Annotated in this window: 19 protein-coding genes; 15 read left to right on the top strand and 4 right to left on the bottom strand. The window is 52.4% G+C overall.

Translation table 11 applies throughout. The annotated features are described in order from the left end of the window. The first annotated feature begins 58 nt into the window (after positions 1 to 58). The 8 genes from ACOQPU_RS23130 to ACOQPU_RS23095 all read left to right on the top strand — a co-directional run bounded on the left by ACOQPU_RS23130 (position 59) and on the right by ACOQPU_RS23095 (position 6,320). A complete protein-coding gene (locus ACOQPU_RS23130) occupies positions 59 to 403 on the top strand; it encodes a hypothetical protein (RefSeq protein WP_420642199.1) in 345 nt (114 codons plus the stop codon). A gap of 3 nt (positions 404 to 406) precedes the next feature. After that, the gene (locus ACOQPU_RS23125) at positions 407 to 853 is read left to right on the top strand and encodes a DUF5990 family protein (protein ID WP_420642198.1); all 447 of its coding nucleotides are present in this window, start codon (positions 407 to 409) and stop codon (positions 851 to 853) included. 3 nt (positions 854 to 856) lie between these two features. After that, positions 857 to 2,053, top strand: coding sequence for a ribosome small subunit-dependent GTPase A (gene rsgA, locus ACOQPU_RS23120; protein WP_420642197.1), 1,197 nt, complete (start codon positions 857 to 859; stop codon positions 2,051 to 2,053). After that, entirely contained in the window at positions 2,054 to 2,848 is a 795-nt protein-coding gene (locus ACOQPU_RS23115; protein WP_420642196.1) for a GNAT family N-acetyltransferase, read from the top strand. It begins immediately after the preceding gene. Between the two features lie 68 nt (positions 2,849 to 2,916). Next, entirely contained in the window at positions 2,917 to 3,732 is an 816-nt protein-coding gene (locus tag ACOQPU_RS23110; protein ID WP_420642195.1) for an alpha/beta fold hydrolase, read from the top strand. Continuing rightward, a complete protein-coding gene (locus tag ACOQPU_RS23105) occupies positions 3,729 to 4,841 on the top strand; it encodes a GNAT family N-acetyltransferase (RefSeq protein WP_420642194.1) in 1,113 nt (370 codons plus the stop codon). The genes ACOQPU_RS23110 and ACOQPU_RS23105 overlap by 4 nt, the downstream gene beginning before the upstream one ends. Before the next feature lie 23 nt (positions 4,842 to 4,864). Beyond that, the gene (locus ACOQPU_RS23100; protein ID WP_420642193.1) at positions 4,865 to 5,329 is read left to right on the top strand and encodes a DinB family protein; all 465 of its coding nucleotides are present in this window, start codon (positions 4,865 to 4,867) and stop codon (positions 5,327 to 5,329) included. After that, complete coding sequence (locus ACOQPU_RS23095) at positions 5,310 to 6,320, top strand: phosphotransferase enzyme family protein (protein WP_420642192.1); 1,011 nt, start codon at positions 5,310 to 5,312, stop codon at positions 6,318 to 6,320. The genes ACOQPU_RS23100 and ACOQPU_RS23095 overlap by 20 nt, the downstream gene beginning before the upstream one ends. 6 nt (positions 6,321 to 6,326) lie before the next feature. Here ACOQPU_RS23095 and ACOQPU_RS23090 read toward each other — a convergent pair whose 3' ends face one another. Both ACOQPU_RS23090 and ACOQPU_RS23085 read right to left on the bottom strand, forming a co-directional pair. Then, entirely contained in the window at positions 6,327 to 6,662 is a 336-nt protein-coding gene (locus ACOQPU_RS23090) for a DUF5615 family PIN-like protein (protein ID WP_420642191.1), read from the bottom strand. After that, on the bottom strand, positions 6,655 to 6,966 hold the full coding sequence (locus ACOQPU_RS23085) for a DUF433 domain-containing protein (protein ID WP_420642190.1): 312 nt from the start codon (positions 6,964 to 6,966) through the stop codon (positions 6,655 to 6,657). The genes ACOQPU_RS23090 and ACOQPU_RS23085 overlap by 8 nt, the downstream gene beginning before the upstream one ends. 108 nt (positions 6,967 to 7,074) lie before the next feature. On the opposite strand from ACOQPU_RS23085, the gene ACOQPU_RS23080 reads away from it, so the two are divergent. Genes ACOQPU_RS23080 through ACOQPU_RS23065 form a run of 4 tightly spaced genes read left to right on the top strand, consistent with a single transcriptional unit; the run spans position 7,075 to position 12,058 of the window. Then, positions 7,075 to 9,618: a GNAT family N-acetyltransferase gene (locus ACOQPU_RS23080; protein ID WP_420642189.1), complete on the top strand. Its 2,544-nt coding sequence runs from the start codon at positions 7,075 to 7,077 to the stop codon at positions 9,616 to 9,618. A gap of 37 nt (positions 9,619 to 9,655) precedes the next feature. Next, positions 9,656 to 10,240 (top strand): GNAT family N-acetyltransferase, encoded by a 585-nt coding sequence (locus ACOQPU_RS23075; RefSeq protein WP_420642188.1) that lies wholly within the window; start codon positions 9,656 to 9,658, stop codon positions 10,238 to 10,240. A 59-nt stretch (positions 10,241 to 10,299) separates the two neighbouring features. Further along, entirely contained in the window at positions 10,300 to 10,740 is a 441-nt protein-coding gene (locus ACOQPU_RS23070) for a DUF4870 domain-containing protein (protein ID WP_420642187.1), read from the top strand. Beyond that, a complete protein-coding gene (locus tag ACOQPU_RS23065) occupies positions 10,730 to 12,058 on the top strand; it encodes a hypothetical protein (RefSeq protein ID WP_420642186.1) in 1,329 nt (442 codons plus the stop codon). Before ACOQPU_RS23070 ends, ACOQPU_RS23065 begins: the two co-directional genes overlap by 11 nt. A gap of 73 nt (positions 12,059 to 12,131) precedes the next feature. Here ACOQPU_RS23065 and ACOQPU_RS23060 read toward each other — a convergent pair whose 3' ends face one another. Continuing rightward, positions 12,132 to 12,995: a hypothetical protein gene (locus tag ACOQPU_RS23060; RefSeq protein ID WP_420642185.1), complete on the bottom strand. Its 864-nt coding sequence runs from the start codon at positions 12,993 to 12,995 to the stop codon at positions 12,132 to 12,134. Between the two features lie 252 nt (positions 12,996 to 13,247). Between ACOQPU_RS23060 and ACOQPU_RS23055 the strand changes: the two genes are divergently transcribed. The 3 genes from ACOQPU_RS23055 (at position 13,248) to ACOQPU_RS23045 (ending at position 15,906) form a co-directional block, all read left to right on the top strand. After that, on the top strand, positions 13,248 to 14,174 hold the full coding sequence (locus ACOQPU_RS23055; RefSeq protein WP_420642184.1) for a TIGR01777 family oxidoreductase: 927 nt from the start codon (positions 13,248 to 13,250) through the stop codon (positions 14,172 to 14,174). A gap of 290 nt (positions 14,175 to 14,464) precedes the next feature. Continuing rightward, entirely contained in the window at positions 14,465 to 15,511 is a 1,047-nt protein-coding gene (locus tag ACOQPU_RS23050) for an alpha/beta fold hydrolase (protein ID WP_420642183.1), read from the top strand. A 209-nt stretch (positions 15,512 to 15,720) separates the two neighbouring features. Further along, positions 15,721 to 15,906 carry a hypothetical protein gene (locus tag ACOQPU_RS23045; RefSeq protein ID WP_420642182.1) on the top strand — a complete coding sequence of 62 codons (186 nt, stop codon included), beginning with the start codon at positions 15,721 to 15,723 and terminating at the stop codon, positions 15,904 to 15,906. 164 nt (positions 15,907 to 16,070) lie between these two features. Here ACOQPU_RS23045 and ACOQPU_RS23040 read toward each other — a convergent pair whose 3' ends face one another. Further along, entirely contained in the window at positions 16,071 to 16,460 is a 390-nt protein-coding gene (locus ACOQPU_RS23040) for a RidA family protein (RefSeq protein WP_420642181.1), read from the bottom strand. Positions 16,461 to 16,534 lie beyond the last annotated feature (74 nt).

The raw sequence follows: 16,534 nt of genomic DNA, 5'->3' as shown, positions 1-16,534 counted from the left end.
TAAACCCAAACGTTTCCATCCAACTGCCTCGCCTCACACTTACACAAAGGAGAGCAATTTGGCAGTAAACACAAAAGGCAAACGCAAGGTAAGGGTGAAAGGACGGCCGTATATCTGGTACGTCGAAAGCAAAGACAAACAGGTTCCCGAAGAAGGCGGCTTTGTAAACTACACGCCGGAGCGATATTTGCACATCATAGCCACCAACAAAAAGTTCATCGTGCATTACCGGCTGCCTCAAGAAGGGGATTCGCACGCCGTTTTGCGCGTGGAAGGGGAACAGTTTCCCCGCCAGCCGGGGGCAACAGAAGTGCAGGTGCCGCGCTGGAAGCACGACAGCAAGCCATACCCGACGAATGATTTTGTGCGCCGCCTCATCGGTTGGTGCATGAGTACGGAGTAAATCATGTCAGAAGCAGCAGTAATCACTATCAAACTTCGGCTAGAACCACTTCCAAACATCGCGGCCGGGCAGCTACAGTTTGGCATACAGCGAGGCAAAACTGTGGTATCTGTGCAAGATATTCACCCTGATGTGGTCAGGTTGACGGTGGAGTTAGAGGCAACGGCCGTGCCCAAGCCTGACCACACCTTTGATTGGAAAGGCCCCTTTGTCCACGGCCGTCCTGGTGAGCGATTTCTCTATCTCAACTGGGGCCGGGAGCAAGCAAATGGCTGGCACAATGTGCGCCGAGCAAAAATTCCGCTGAGGCTAATACCAACGGAACTCGTGGAAACGGCCGTTGCTCAAAACAAAATTCTGCATGGGACACTCACCGGTCTCGCCCGCGATGGTGGGCCTATAGCTGCCTCCGTAAAAACCGTACAGTGGCAAGCGCAACCAAAAGATTAATTTATGAGCAAAAAGAGAAAAGAGATACGAAAACAACAGCGCAAAGCATGGCACGCAGAAAAAGGCAAGCGCAAGAAAATTCGCCACAATACGGCCGCTAACCAGGAAAAGCATCGCGTCGATTGGCAACCGCTGCTGCCTGACGAAGAGGGCCAGATTGTCGATCAGCGCATCATGCCGCTGGATGAACGGGACAGGCGCGAAGCAGTTGAGGAGCAGTCGGCGGTTACGTTGCAAGCCAATTTGGACGATGCCCAATGGCAAAACATGGCTGACGAAACACCATTTTTGCTGGGCAAGGTGGTGGAAGTGAGCCGTGGCCTCTGCCGCGCCGAGGTAGATGGCAATACCATCGTCTGCGACGTGCGCGGTACGCTGATTGCCGAGGGCAGCGGCTACAGCAACATCCTGGCCGTGGGCGACCGGGTGCTGGTGCAGCCGCTCAGCGACGCACGTGGCCTGGTAGAAGGTGTGTTGCCCCGACGCAGCGGGCTGGCCCGCGCCGACAGCTTTGATACACACCTCAAGCAAATCCTGGCCGCCAACGTAGACCAACTGTTGGTGGTGGCTGCCTGGCTGGAGCCAAAGTTGTGGCTGCAAATGGTGGATGAATATCTGATTGGGGCACAGCGAAATGGATTGCAAACGGCCGTTTGCCTCAACAAAATCGATCTGGCCAAAAATATAGACGAGGTCGAAGCAATCGTCGCGCCCTACCGCAAACTCAACATCCCCGTTTTTCTAACCGCTGCGGCGGAGGGGGTGGGCGTTGAGCCAGTGCATGACTTTTTACGGGGACAGGCAACCGTGCTGGCAGGCTTGTCTGGCGTCGGCAAATCGACGCTGCTCAACGCCGTGCAGCCCGGCTTGCAGCTACGCACAAGCGCCGTGAGCAACCTGAAAAGCCGCGAAGGGCGACACACCACGACCCAGGCCATCATGATTCCGTTGGAGATGGGCGGCAACGTGGTGGACACGCCCGGCATTAAAGATATGGGGCTGCACGGCCTGCATCCTGAGGATTTGATCGACTTTTATCCCGAACTGGCAGATGTGGTGGGCTTTTGCCGGTTTGGCAACTGCACCCATTCGCATGAGCCAGGCTGTACAGTGAAGGCAGCGGTGGCAGACGGCCGTATTGCCCAATGGCGTTATGACAATTATGTAAACCTGTACGATATGCTGGTTGAGGCGGCTTAGATGAATCGGGAAGAAATTATGGCCCTGTATGATGTTGAGGAGCGCGAGAACAGCGAACATCCTTCTTACCTACGAGAAGTGGCAGATGGCGTGGTGCGCAGCATCAGTAAAAACCCATCCCGGTTGAGCTTCATCATTTATAGCCAGCTTACAACAGAAACGGCCGATGCGGCCATCCAAGCCCAGCTCGACTATTTTCAGGCAAGCGGCGGCTATGGCTTTGAGTGGAAAACCTACGCCCACGACACCCCAGCCGACTTACCACAACGTCTTTTAGCTCACGGACTCGAAGCAGATGAAGAAGAAGCTCTGCTGGTGATGGATTTGCACAACTGCCCAGCAATATTTTTGCAACCCGTCACGGCGGACGTGCGCCGCGCCACCACGCGAGCGCAGTTTGAGCAAATTGCCCAGCTTCAAACAGCCGTTTGGGGCGGCGATTATGGCTGGCTGGTAACCCAACTGGAAGATGATGTGGCCCAACAGCCAGATTATTGGTCAATTTACATTGCTTATGTCAACAGCGAGCCTGCCTGCGCCGCCTGGGTTTCTTTCCCACAGGGCAGCCAGTTTGCCGGATTGTGGGGTGGCTCAACATTGAAAAAGTATAGAAAGATGGGGTTGTATACGGCCGTTGTCGCCATCCGCGCCCAGGAAGCATTGCAGCGAGGCTATCGCTTCCTCATGGTAGATGCCAGCGACATGAGCCGCCCCATTCTGGAAAAACGCGGCTTCCAATTCTTAACGCACACCACGCCGTACACCTGGAAAAACCCGAATTTTAAGGAGAAATAGCCACGGATTTCGCGGATTTATAAAAATCCTTCTAATCTACGAAATCCGTGGCAAAAAAAGAGATCCCCATGCACATAGAAACTGGATTTGCCCCCGTTAACGGGGCGCAACTGTATTATGAAATCGCTGGCGAGGGCCAGCCCATGCTTTTAATTCATGCAGGCGTGGCTGACTGCCGCATGTGGGAGGCACAATTTGCTGGTTTTGCCGAGCAATATCGCGTCATTCGCTACGACATGCGTGGCTTTGGCCGCTCGGCTATGCCGTCAGGCTCGTTTAGCAACCACGACGACGTGGCTGGGTTGCTTGATTATTTTCAGATTGACCAAGCAATTGTGGTAGGTATCTCGTTTGGCGGCAAGATTGCCATTGATTTTGCCCTGGCCTTCCCGGAGCGCGTCGACGCCCTGGTTTTAGGCGCGCCCAGTGTGGGCGGCACAGAGCCATCCGAACGCATTCTGCAATTTTGGGAGGATGAAGGAGCAGCCGTTGAAAAAGAGGATTGGGAGACGGCCGTTTCGCTCAACGTGCGCCTGTGGGTGGATGGCATCCACCGCCAACCAGAAGAAGTTAACCCGGCCGTCCGGCAAATAGTCGGGCAAATGCAATACGAAATTTTCCAGATGGACATCCCGGATGATATTGAGGAAATTGGGTTGGAGCCGGTGGCAAACGGCCGTCTCCACGAAATCACTGCCCCCACCCTGGTGCTAGTGGGTGATCTCGACTTGCCAGAAAAAGTAGCACAAACAGATTGGTTAATCGGCCAAATCCCAAATGCCCAACATGCCATTATCTCTGGCGTTGCCCACATGCTCAACATGGAAGCCCCTGCACAGTTCAACCTACTTTCTCTCACGTTTTTGCAGGAAGCGATTAAGTGATTCATCAACTAGAACCAAACGATTTTGTGAAAGCGGCAGATGTGCTGTCTGGCTTGGCGGAGTGGAATGTATACGTAACGGCCGTTCTGCAACAAACCAGCCCCGGCCGCATCTATGTGGATAACCCGGAGCAACCGAGTTCCGTTTTTGCCATCTCCATTGATTGTGCTTATCTGGCGGGCAATCCGCACAATGACAACTTTAACGCTGGCGTGACCCAGGTGCTGGAAGCCACGCTCTTTGCTGGCGACCGGGTGAACCCTGCCGATCCAGAGTTGTGTATCTGCGTGGATTCGCCAGCCTGGGAACCGACTCTGGCAGACATTTTGAGCCATTGGCGTTGGCCGCCCATTTGGGGTGCAAACAATCATTACACTTTTGCCCAGCCCCGCCTCAACTGGCGCGATAAGCTGCCCGCCGGGTATGTCATCACCCAACTCAATACCGCGCTGCTGGCAATGCAAGGGAACCAGTTACCGCCAACCATCGCCGATTCCATTCGCATTGGTTGGCAAAACCGCGAGAACTTCTTGCAAAACGGCTTTGGCTTTGTGGCTCTGCACAATGATGAGATTGTTTGCACCTGTTTGGCAAACGTGACGGTAGGTGAAAAATGCGAGATTGGCATCGAGACAGTACCCACGCACCGACGGCTGGGGCTGGCAACGGCCGTAACCGCCGCCACCGTAGACTACTGCCAACAGGCAGGCTTTACCCACATTGGCTGGCACTGCGGGCAAGACAATCCAGGTTCAATTGGCACGGCTGTTAACGTGGGTTTTGTGCTGGAACGGCCGTACAACTTTTACAGTTTTTATTACGACGAACCACGCCACTATGCTGAGTTGGGCCGCATCTACTTCTTCGACGCGCAGCTGTACGAAGAAGCGGTCGACATGCTGGAAATTGCCATCGAAACAGATGAAGCCCCACCTGCCTACGTTTACTTTTTGGCCGCGCGCGCCCTGGCACACCTGGAAGAGCCAGTAGCCCTGGATTATTTGCAGGAAGCCGTTGCTGCCGGTTTCAAAGATTGGGAGCTTCTGCAAACCCTGCCCGAATTTGCAGCTTACCGAGATAACCCAGATTTTCCAAAGCAAGTTTCATGATTAATCCCCAAAAGGACCAATAAATGGCAGATTTTTCACAAGAACAAGGTGATTTTGACGATTTAAGTGTTGAGCAAATACCGGCTATCGATCCCAATATTGGCCGAGCCTTGTGGCATTTAGAGGCGGCGCGTGGGCGATTGAAATGGATCCTGACCGAGTTAGATGAGGTGCTTGAGCAGGAATTTCCACCAGATGTAGAGGCTCTGCTGCCGTACCCTGTCCGTGATGAAAGTGGCCGATTGTTCCCGGTAACGGCCGTTTCCCTCGACAAACATCTGCAACGGCTGAACACGGCCCGCAAGCTGCTGCTAAACAGCTACGCCCAGCTAACGCTAGACAACTTCCGCCGCGCCCGTAAGCTGCCACAATATCATGTTACACCTGAGTGGGTACTGTACCACCTCACGCAACACGAAACTGAACATCGTGGTCAAATTCAAGAAATAATTAGCTGGAGAAAATATCATGGAAGAGAAAATTCGTAGCCGCTTAAATGAGCAAATTGTAGCCGAAGCGCAGCAGCGGTATGGCATTGCCCCAGACAAATTTGAAGAGCTGGGCGGCTTTGAAAGTTTCATCTATGGCTATGAAAAAGAGGGCGCACAGTACGTTTTGCGCCTCGGCCACAGCCTGCGCCGCAGTCCGGGGCTCATTCAGGGCGAGGTGGATTGGATCAACCATCTGGCGCAGGGCGGTGCCGGGGTAGCCAAAGCCGTCAACTCAGACGCGGGCAATTTGGTGGAGCTGATTCCAGACGGCCGTGGCGAACATTTCTTGGCAACGGCCTTTGTCCGAGCCAGTGGGGGGTCCCCCTGGAAAAATGGCACCCTCACAGAACCATTTATGCTGAATTACGGCCGTCTCATCGGCAAAATGCACGCACTCACCAAACAGTACACGCTGCCCAATCCCGTCTGGCAACGGCCGCAGTGGGACGCGCCCAACATGACAGACACTACCAGTGCCCTACCCCAGCTTGATCCCGCCGTGATGGTGCTGGTAGACAAAAATCTGGCTTATTTACGCAGCCTGCCCACGCCACCAGACGCCTTTGGGCTGATTCACCAGGACGCGCACACTGGCAACTTGTTTGCCGATGAAAAAGACCAGATCACCCTGTTCGACTTTGACGATTGTGTCTACGGCCATTTTGTGTATGACATTGCTATGGTAATTTTTTACGCCATCACCAACCACCCGCAGCCAGAGCAATTTTGCCAACAAATTTGGCCGCAGTTTTGGCGCGGCTACTGCCAGGAAAATGATCTTGACCCCATCTGGCTCAAAGAAATCCACCCGTTCATGAAGCTGCGCGAGATGGATTTGTACGGCATTATTCTGCGAGACATACCAGATTATAGTAATGATGGCTGGGTTGCTGGGTTTATGAATGGTAGGCGTGAGAAGATTTTGGCGGAACGGCCGTACATCAACTTCAACTTCACAGAGATGGCAGATGATTCACAAAATAGCTGAACCAAACTAAAGATATTCAACCTGATTTTTCATTTCATCAGGGGTAAGCACATCATAGATAAGTTGTAAAGCGCGAATGAGTTCACCTATTGAACGAGAATCTTTGTGACAATAAGCGATACCAGCATGTGGGTCACCCTGCCTTGCCATACGCAAAAAATCGCTGTCGTGGGTTACCACAACACGCCCATCTTTTGTAGCATATTCCAAGTGCTCATGATCAGACAGGGTTCTCAAACCAGCATCTACGGTTGTGGTTACATCAATGCCATATTGAAGTAAAGCTTTAGCAATGACCGGATCAACGTTTTCATCTAAATGAAATCGAATACGCTTACTCATTACTTAAGGAAGATAATTTTTCCCTCAGAACGGAAGGGGCTTGGCGTTTCATCGTCTCGTAAAAAGTTTGACTTTGGTCTATTTCGCCGTCAATCTTCGATTTGTGATCAAAGTAATAAGAAATTGCAGCATAAACAGCAGACAGTGGCAAATCATATTTTGCGGCAATCTCTTCTAAGGATTGCCCCTGCCGAAAATGCATGATGACAATATCAGAAACCGTTATTCTTGTGCCTACCAAGTATGGTTTGCCACTGCGAATCTCATCATTTTGATCAATGTGCCTTTCCAATATCAATGTCATAATATTTACCTTTTCTTTAAATTCACAAATGCATTATGCAGGTAGATTATAAAGGATACCATCTTCTTGTGGAAGTATAAGAGATACAAAACAAAATGGAAATTACCAATGCAACAAATTGAAGGCAACCGCCTGCGACTCCATGATTGGCAACTGGCAGATTTAGAAAGCTATGCAACCTGGCAGCAGCCCGGCCACCGTTGGCAACAGTTAGATGGCCCCTATTATCCCAGAACCAAGCCAGAAGAAATTCCTGAACAGATCGCCAAAATTCGAGGATGGATAGAGAAAAACGCCTGGCCCACCCCGCGCCGCCGCCTCAATATCTGCGACAAAAATACCGATCAGCTATTGGGGCAAGTGAGCTGGTATTGGCAAAGCCAGGAAACCAACTGGCTCTCGGTGGGCATCGTCATTTATGATCCAGCGTTTTGGGGCCAGGGACTTGGTTTTGAAGCATTGGGGCTTTGGTGCGACTACCTTTGGCACGCCATGCCCGACCTTGCCCGGCTCGATTTACGCACCTGGTCTGGTAATGTGGGCATGATGCGGTTAGCTGAGAAGCTAGGCTTCAAAGAAGAAGCCCGTTTTCGGGATGCGCGCATCGTAAACGGGGAATTTTTCGATTCGATGGGGTATGGCATGCTGCGTTCCGAGTGGCAACAGCGGTACCCAGAGGGCTTTGGCCGTTACCTGCACCAGCAACAAGCTAAATCTACCTTCAAAAAAGTGCAACCGCATGAAAAAACGGCCGTTTACACCCAACAAATCACCCAAGCTGAACCCAACCTACAAATTGAAACCGCACAACTGAACGAGGAAGGGTTGGTAAATGACGTGATGATTGTAAACGGCCGTCACGTTTTTCGCTTTCCCAAACATGAGTGGGCAGTTGACCATCTACGTCAAGAAGCCAACTGCCTAAACCTTGCCCAGCAGCATCTGACCCTGCCGCTGCCAAGCTGGAAAATGTATGATGGAAAGCTATTGGGGTTCCCCTTTGTGAGCTACGATTGGATTCCCGGCGAGGCACTTAGCCGCCACCTGTTGCTGCGTTTGCCCCTGACCGACCAGCAAGCCATCGCCGCGCAGCTTGGCACTTTTTTGCATCAGCTGCACACAATTCCTATGCCTGAGGTTGAACGGGCGGGAATACGGCCGTCTGTTACCAACCGCACCCCGCAAAAATGGCAAACCCTATACGAAGACGTAGAAGAGATGCTCTTCCTGCATATGATGCCCTTTGCCCGTGACTGGGTTGAGCACCATTTTGCCCCCGTGCTAACCCATCCCGATTTTATGGCACACGACCCTGTTTTTATGAACGGCGATTTGGGCGGCTACCACCTGCTCTACAACCCAAACACCCAACGGCTCAATGGCATCATCGACTTTGGCACCGCAGGCATTGGTGACCCGGCCACCGACTTTGCCTGTTTGCTAGACCAATTTGGCGAACAGTTTGTGCGCTTAATGAATCCATATTATCCAAATATCGCCGCACATATTGAACGCGCCCGCTTTTGGGCAGGCACGCTAGAGCTACAATGGCTGCTGGGCGGCTTGCGCTACCCGGACGAGCCTAATTGGTTCATGGTTCACATCGGCCACGCCGCGACGTTCTGCCCGTTGGCAGCGGTTGGTAACCAAATTGCACAAAATGGAGGAAATATGACATTTATGATTCGCCCCTTTACCCAAACTGACAAAGATTACGAGGCGATTTACGCCGTAGAAAAAGCAGTTTTCCCGAAAAATGCAACGACAATTGCTGAATTTAAACATGCTGATGCCACGCGCCCGGCCGAGCAATTTTTTCAAGCGTGGGTGGTGGCGCAAGACGGCCGTATCATCGCCTTTGGCAACAGTAAATATCACATCTATGCCACTACCCCAGGGCGTTACCGCTTTAACATTACCGTGCATCCAGATTTTGAAGGGCGTGGCGTAGGCACGGCCGTTTACAACCAAATTTGGCAAACGCTGCAAACCTGTACACCTGCGCCCGTTATTCTGGAATCTAGCTGTTACCAACACCACCCCCAGGCCGTCCGCTTTTTGCAACAGCGTGGCTTCCGCCAAACCATGCGTTGGGTCATCAGCAAGCTCGATCTGCCAGCGGCAGACACCGCTCAATTTGCGCCACTCATTCAAAAATTGGAAGCCGAGGGCATCACCTTCCACACCGTGCCAAATCTGCAAATCAGCGATCCGGCGTGGATGAACAAACTCCATGAGCTGGATTGGCAGCTTGTGCAGGATGAACCATTGCCCTACACGCCAAAAAAAATATCACTGGCGGAGTTTAAGAAAATGTATTTAGATGCGCCTACAGCGATGGTTGATTCGTGGATGGTGGCGGTGAAAAACGGCCGTTACATCGGCAACTCCTTGCTAGAAAAAGGGAGCCAGCCCGGCGTGGTCAGCACCGGTTTCACCGGCGTGCTGCGCGGCTATCGGCGGCGCGGCCTGGCAACTGCCCTTAAAGCCAAAACCATCGAATACGCCAAAAAGGCAGGCTTCCAGCGCATCCGCACCGGCAACGAGGAAAATAACTCCATGCTCACGCTCAACAAAAAGCTGGGGTTTGAAGAGTTGACAGCGAGTTTGGCGTTTGAAAAGCAGTTGGAAGAAAGAAAAGTAATTGAGTAACTGGGTAATTACCCAATTACCTCTGCACGAGGTATTCATGCGATCAATACCCATTTTAGAAAGTGAACGGCTGAGGATACGGCCGTTTCTCCCCACCGACCTCCCCCAACTCTTCCCCATCAAACAGGCCATCGGCTGGGTGAATCCCCGAAAACCAATGGAGGAGCAGCGAGCGGCCGAAGCCGACTATTTGGCCTGGAACGTTATGAACGAGCGGCATTTGGCCCAGCTAGGCCAGCCACCTTACGGCGACCGCGCCGTGGTGCTGAAAGAAAATGAGCAGCTCATTGGCTCAGTGGGGTTGGTGCCCTGTGTGGATGTGTACGGCCAACTGCCCAGTCTGGGCGGCCAGGCCGATGCCCTAGCCACCGCCGAGGTCGGTCTGCTCTGGCTCATTGGTCCCGCCCATCAAGGTCAAGGGTACGCGACGGAAGCAGCCCAAACCCTCATCAACTACGCCTTTGGCACCATGCGGCTCAACCGCCTCATCGCCACCACCGAGCATGACAACCTCGCCTCCCAGGCCGTCATGCGCAAGCTGGGCATGACGGTAGAGCAAAACCCCTTCCCTGACCCGCCTTGGCTACAAGTTGTTGGCACTTTAGAAAATAAGTTGCCATAATTTGTTTGTAAGCAAGAAGTGTGCACACTTCTTGCCGATTACAAAAGAAGTGGTGCCAAATGGATGAAAAGCAAACGCCAACGCAAGATGACAAAATTGTAGGTGCATTGGGTCATGCGGCCGCGCTGTTGCCCATGTGGGGTATCGTGGTGCCAGCGATTATTTGGGTAACCCAGCGAGAAAAATCAGACTATATTCGCCAGCAATCAATACAGGCACTAGCTTGGCAAGTCACCCAGATCATCTTGCTTTTTGGTGGCTTTGCCCTTTACATGGTCAGCTTTTTTCTGATGTTTGGCAGCGTATTTATTATGGAAGAGATGGCAGCCAGTGGTCCCCCAGCCGGTTTCTTCTTGCCGTTCTGTGTTATGGGCTTCATCTTCTTGATAATGATTGTAACCATTATTGTGGCGATTTATGCGGCCGTTCGCAATTTGCAAGGTCACGATTTCACTTACCCTCTCGTTGGTCAGCGCGTACGGGCTTATCTTGCCAAATAATCTAACAAGCTGCGATCTGCATGTGCATTTGGCTGGCTCCTTTTACGCCGAGGATTTGCTGGCCATCGGTGCGCCCATCTTCCGCGAGGTAGATTGGAACGCGCGTGGCTTTTTGGACGGGTACAATGCAGCTCTGCAAACTGACCTCAACCCGATTCAGCTATTTGCCGAAGCATTAGAGAATCCCGAAATTGGCTTCCCCAAACTCAAAGATGCTTACGTTTTTGGGGTGGAAGATGGCGGTGACTTTGAAAAGTTCATGTGGAAATACCGGCTCTTTACCCAATTGTGGGGATATGGCTGGGAGCGGGATAGAGAAACGGCCGTTTCCATGATTACCCAAGCCGTCGAACACCACAAGCGGCACGGGCTGAATTATGTGGAATACCGCGCCGGCTTTTGGGGAGAGGACGCCGAGCTGCGCCGGAAAATGCAAATCTGTACGGAAACATTAGCCGCCGAAAGCGATGGGCATTTCACCGCTCGCTACATTGTTGCCCTCCCCCGCGACGATCCTTGGACGATGTACCAAGCTGTGCGCCAACTATTAGCCGAGCAGCCTCATTTGGCGCAAACGCTCGTTGGTGTTGACTTCGCCAGCCACGAAGAAGGGTACTCGCCCAAGCTATTCCGCGACATCTTCCAGCAGATTCGCCGTGACAATGCAGCTGACCCAGCGCAGCAGCTCTCAATCGTTTACCACGTCGGCGAAACATTTTTTGATAAGTCGCTGGAAAGTGCCGTGCGCTGGTGCCACGAAGCGGCGCTGCTGGGTGCCAAGCGGCTGGGGCATTGTATTGCCCTGGGTCTAGACCCAGCCGTAGCGGTCAGCCGTCGGCCGCAGGCACATGAAGCGGAGCTGGTTAGCGAACGACTGGACCAGATCGCGTACGATTTGCGCCATGCCAAAGGATTGCGGCAGGTGGGCGTGGCAGTTGATGAGCAGCAATTGCGGGCGGAGCAAAAATCTTTGGGGAACTTGAAAAAAGATGATTTAGTGGAACGGCCGTACACACCCCAACGCTTCCAGGAAATCCGGCAGCGACAAGATTTTGCCCTGCACCAGCTCACCCAGCTTGGCACCGTCATTGAATGCTGCCCCACCTCCAACCTCCGCATCGGCGGCGTGCCTGATGCCGCCCATCATCCCGTCCACAAGCTGCTGGCCAGCCCGGTTAACCTCTGCCTCTGCACCGACGATCCCGGCACCTTCGACATCTCCCTCGCCTCAGAAGTTGAGTGGGTACTCCAGCACACCAGTTTCGACCCCGATGAACTGGCCCAACGTTTAGGCACGCCTTGCCGCTTTGCACTATAAAAAACTTCCCCGGAACCTTAAAGGTTCCGGGGAAGTGAAGCGCATGATTTAGTTTTTGGCTGAATCAAATTTGTTAACGGGAATTGGCCGAGTTAAGAGCTGGCGTCATAAACGAAATTGTCTGGTCGATGGTTTGGACTGCCAAGCCATAATTAAAATCATCCACCACGCCTGAATTCACGCAGGAGAGATATGCCGGGCGGGTACGATCCAGCGAGAAAATGAAGGAGATGAAGTAAACGCCGTCAATGTCTGCCCAATCGCCCGGAACGTCTTTGTAAAAGACACCAGAATACAAAATGTTGTTGTAAGCGGCCACGTACGTGTCGCAGGAAGCCTGGTCGCCAGCTTTGGCACCATCAATGCTGCCCCGCATCGTTTGCAATGAAGCGTAAATATTGTTCATGTTGGCTTTCAGCCCTTCGGCATCGAACGGCAGCTCAGGAAAAACACCCAAAATGTCGTTAGGGTTAGAAATGTAGTAAACGGTGATCATATCTACCTGATCATCATCGCCTGACTCATCGTCAGCATCTCCGCTGTCATCACTGTCACTGCCGTCGCCAGAGTCAGAAGGTGGGGGAGCGGCCGTTGGCGGCACAGGCGTATTGGTTGGTTCTGGCGTGTTGGTCGGCACCTCAGTGGGGGTCTCTGTGGGTTCTGGCGTGGGTGTATTAGTTGGTTCCGGCGTGCTGGTTGGTGTCTCAGTCGGTGTTTCGGTTGGTGTAGACGTGGCTGTATTGGTCGGTACCGGTGTCTCTGTGGGCGCAGGCGTTTCAGTTGGCGGCACGGGTGTTTCGGTTGGTTCTTCGGCTACCTCAGCAACGGCCGTTGACCCTAGTGTTGTCTCGTCCTCCCCACAGGCCGTCACAAACAGCAGAACGGCAAGAGAAAGTAGCACAATAGGGCTGCATCGTTTTCTGCAAAGGGTCGTCATTATATTCTCCTTGGTAATTGTTACTTGCAACAGTATGAAAACACGAAAGCGACACCAGTATGTACTATGTTTTCAATTTTTTGATGTGACATGCTACCAAAAAACGTACGATATATTTCAGGTTACAAAACGAACTGCACAGGTTTGACACATAAAAACTGTTCAAAATATGGACAATCTTACGTTTTGGTGCTAAAATATGGGTAAATCCGTTACTAAAAGACCTTGGTTGTACAAAAGGAGCAGCAAAAGATGCGCGTAATTATCACAGGCGGTACCGGCCTCATTGGGTCGGCATTGGCAAAAAATCTGGCAGCCAATGGGCATGAGGTCATTGTATTAAGCCGAAACCCGGCCAAATACAGCTTCCCGGCAAATGTTCGGGGAGAAAAGTGGGATAGCAAAACGGCCGCAAATTGGGGTCACCTGGCAGATGGGGCGGATGCCATTGTCAATCTGGCCGGGGAACCGATTGCGGGTACCGGATTATTGCCCAGCCGCTGGACAGATGAGCGCAAGCAGCGCATTCGCCAAAGCCGCATTGATGCCGGCACGGCCGTTACCGAAGCCATTCGCGCCGCCACCAACAAACCCAAACTGCTCATTCAATCATCCGGCGTAGATTATTACGGCGATACACAAAGCGACCAAATCATCACGGAAGAATCTCCCAATGGCAACAGCTTCCTGGCGGATGTTACCGTGGATTGGGAAAATTCCACCGCCGCTGTGGAAGCAATGGGCGTGCGGCGGGTCATCATTCGCACAGGCATCGTGCTAAGCATGGAAAGTGGCGCGTTGCCCATCACTGCCTTGCCCTTTAAATTTTTTGCAGGCGGGCCGCTGGGCAATGGCCAGCAATGGTGGCCCTGGATTCACCTGGATGATGAAGTACGAGCCATTCGCTTCTTGCTGGAAAGCGAAACGGCCGTTGGCCCCTATAACCTTTGCACCCCCAACCCGCTTAAAAACAAGGATTTTGCCAAAGTGCTTGGCCAAGTCATGAACCGCCCTGCTTTCTTCCCCGCCCCAGCCTTTGCCATTAAGTTGGCTCTGGGTGAAATTGCCGCGATCGTGTTAGACGGCCGTCGCGCCGTGCCTAAAAAATTGGAGGAGGCTGGGTTCACCTTCAAATACCCACAGGCGCGGAATGCGCTTATGGATTTGCTCAATCCGTAGCGAATGCCCGACTTTTACACCGGACCTGAGCATCAACCGTTCCAACTCGGCAATGGCTCAATTGGAGCCTTGCTGCTGTCGGCTGGCTGGTCCCGTTACCTACCGCGAGCTTCCTGGCGACCATAACTTCCCCAAAATGCGGCCCCCAAACCAGCACAACATCACGCCAGACATTTTAAATTTTGTCAATAGCGGCCACAATTAGGCCCAATTGCTACCCACTGGCAACCACTTTGTTGTACAAATAAGCAACCTTACCCGAACTAACACCAAAAGGAGAAATAGCTTCCATGTCCACTGTTCCAACTTTACCTGGTATTCAGTCACAAATGGTGCAAACCAATCGCCTAAACGTCCACGTTCTCGCTAGCGGCCCAGATGATGGAACCCCGGTTGTTTTTGTGCATGGCAACGTCTCATCCGCCACCTTCTGGGAAGAGACAATGCTGGCTTTGCCAAAGGATTTTCGCGCCATCGCTGTCGATTTGCGCGGCTACGGCGATACCGAGCCCCTGCCCATCAATGGCGCCACGGGCATAGCCGACTTCGCCGCCGATGTCCGCTCAGTTGTAGAAACATTGGGGCTGGGCAAACATCACCTCGTCGGGCACAGCATGGGGGGCGGTGTGGTCATGCTTTACGCCATTAACCACGCTGCCGACTTACTCTCAATCACCCTGACCGACCCGGTCTCACCCTACGGTTATGGTGGCTCAAAAGGTGCGGATGGCAGCATGACCTATGACGATGGCGCACCAAGCGGCATCAATCCTGAATTTGTGCAGCTGCTGGCTAGTGGCGAAAAAGGGCTGGAAAATCCGATGTCGCCACGCAACGTGCTGCGCGGATTCTACGTCAAGCCACCCTTCATTCCAGAACGCGAAGATGCGCTGGTAGACTCCATGCTTACCACCAAAGTTGGCGATGATCATTACCCCGGCAATGCGGTGCCGTCTACCAATTGGCCCGGGGCTGCCCCAGGAGACAAAGGGGTGCTGCCCGCTTTCAATCGCAAAAATTTTGATGCCAGCAGCTTGGCCAATATTGATCCTAAACCACCCATCTTATGGATACGCGGCGCAGATGATTTGATTGTGTCTGACTATGCGATGTTTGATCTCGCCGCGCTGGGCCATATGGGGGCTGTGCCCGGCTGGCCCGGCGACGAAGAATGCCCGCCACAACCGATGCTGGCCCAAACTCGCGCCGTTCTGGACAAATATGCGGCCAACGGTGGCAGCTACCGGGAGGAAGTGATTGAAGATGCTGGTCATTCCCCTTACCTGGAAAAACCTGAAGCGTTTAACGCGGTTTTCCATGCCCATTTGGCTGGATAAGTCGTAATTATGGGACGCGGACTAGCGCGGATGACGAGGAAAGTCGCTTAAAATCCGTACTCGTCCGCGTTCAGCCACGTCCAATTAGCTAATAATGTGGACTTTTAAGAAACTCGTGACAGCCGTTCGCATCGTTCACAAGAATAATTGATTTATGCTATACTTTGGGGACGAAAAAGAAGAATTTATTTACCAAGGAGTCTTTGTCAATGGCTAAAACAAGAAAACGACGTCAGCCAAAAAAGAAAATGCCACAGGTCAGCGAAAAGACGCGTATTTACAACCGTAAGCGCACCTTTGCCGAGAAATTTTTAATCGTCATGGGGATTTTAATCGTGCTCAGCATGGTTCTTTCTCTGATCATTACCAATAATGGTTCTGGTTTCGGCTTCTAATCTTTCACAATGGGACGCCCCGGTACGGCTCGCAAATGCCTGCCGTCTAAATCACAAAAGTATTTTGATGAAAATTGAGCCGCGAAATTGTGATTTACTCAAGTAAAAGCGGGAGAAACGGCTCTTTTTATTTCAAATTTCTTTCCCGCTTTTACACAGACGGCTTACTCCAAACAAATCGCGTCAGCTTCAATCTCTACCAGCATTTCAGGTTCTAGCAGCGAATTAACTTCCACCAGTGTGGCTGCTGGCCGAATTTGGCCAAATAGTTCTCCGTGCGCCCGCCCAATTTCATCCCAATCCGTCACGTCCGTCACATAAATGCGCGTCCGCACCACGTCTTTTAGCTCCGCCCCAGCCTTCTCCAACGCCGTTTCTATTTTTTGCAAGATGTAGATGGTTTGTTCATAAGGATCATCGGCACCAATGATTTTGCCGTCTTCGTTGACGGCCGTTGTCCCCGCCACGTGCACATACGGCCCCACCCGCACCGCGCGTGAGTAGCCCACAATAGATTCCCAAGGTGTACCAGATGAAATATTTGTGCGCATCATCGCCTGCTCCTTCTGCTCATTGCCAACTCAATTTGGCGGTTCGAGGAAAAAGATTGTAGCAGTTTTAGCGACGC

Origin of the sequence: Candidatus Leptofilum sp. (assembly GCF_965223285.1) — a bacterium.
Classification (GTDB): Bacteria; Chloroflexota; Anaerolineae; order Promineifilales; family Promineifilaceae; genus Leptofilum.
The sequence above is the reverse complement of the archived record's forward strand: the minus strand, read 5'-3'. Positions and strand labels throughout refer to the sequence as shown.

Coding starts and splice junctions, on each gene's coding strand:
- ACOQPU_RS23125 (WP_420642198.1), top strand. CDS start 407: ATGTCAGAAGCAGCAGTAATCACTATCAAACTTCGGCTAGAACCACTT.
- rsgA (WP_420642197.1), top strand. CDS start 857: ATGAGCAAAAAGAGAAAAGAGATACGAAAACAACAGCGCAAAGCATGG.
- ACOQPU_RS23115 (WP_420642196.1), top strand. CDS start 2,054: ATGAATCGGGAAGAAATTATGGCCCTGTATGATGTTGAGGAGCGCGAG.
- ACOQPU_RS23110 (WP_420642195.1), top strand. CDS start 2,917: ATGCACATAGAAACTGGATTTGCCCCCGTTAACGGGGCGCAACTGTAT.
- ACOQPU_RS23100 (WP_420642193.1), top strand. CDS start 4,865: ATGGCAGATTTTTCACAAGAACAAGGTGATTTTGACGATTTAAGTGTT.
- ACOQPU_RS23095 (WP_420642192.1), top strand. CDS start 5,310: ATGGAAGAGAAAATTCGTAGCCGCTTAAATGAGCAAATTGTAGCCGAA.
- ACOQPU_RS23090 (WP_420642191.1), bottom strand. CDS start 6,662: ATGAGTAAGCGTATTCGATTTCATTTAGATGAAAACGTTGATCCGGTC.
- ACOQPU_RS23085 (WP_420642190.1), bottom strand. CDS start 6,966: ATGACATTGATATTGGAAAGGCACATTGATCAAAATGATGAGATTCGC.
- ACOQPU_RS23080 (WP_420642189.1), top strand. CDS start 7,075: ATGCAACAAATTGAAGGCAACCGCCTGCGACTCCATGATTGGCAACTG.
- ACOQPU_RS23075 (WP_420642188.1), top strand. CDS start 9,656: ATGCGATCAATACCCATTTTAGAAAGTGAACGGCTGAGGATACGGCCG.
- ACOQPU_RS23070 (WP_420642187.1), top strand. CDS start 10,300: ATGGATGAAAAGCAAACGCCAACGCAAGATGACAAAATTGTAGGTGCA.
- ACOQPU_RS23060 (WP_420642185.1), bottom strand. CDS start 12,995: ATGACGACCCTTTGCAGAAAACGATGCAGCCCTATTGTGCTACTTTCT.
- ACOQPU_RS23055 (WP_420642184.1), top strand. CDS start 13,248: ATGCGCGTAATTATCACAGGCGGTACCGGCCTCATTGGGTCGGCATTG.
- ACOQPU_RS23050 (WP_420642183.1), top strand. CDS start 14,465: ATGTCCACTGTTCCAACTTTACCTGGTATTCAGTCACAAATGGTGCAA.
- ACOQPU_RS23045 (WP_420642182.1), top strand. CDS start 15,721: ATGGCTAAAACAAGAAAACGACGTCAGCCAAAAAAGAAAATGCCACAG.
- ACOQPU_RS23040 (WP_420642181.1), bottom strand. CDS start 16,460: ATGATGCGCACAAATATTTCATCTGGTACACCTTGGGAATCTATTGTG.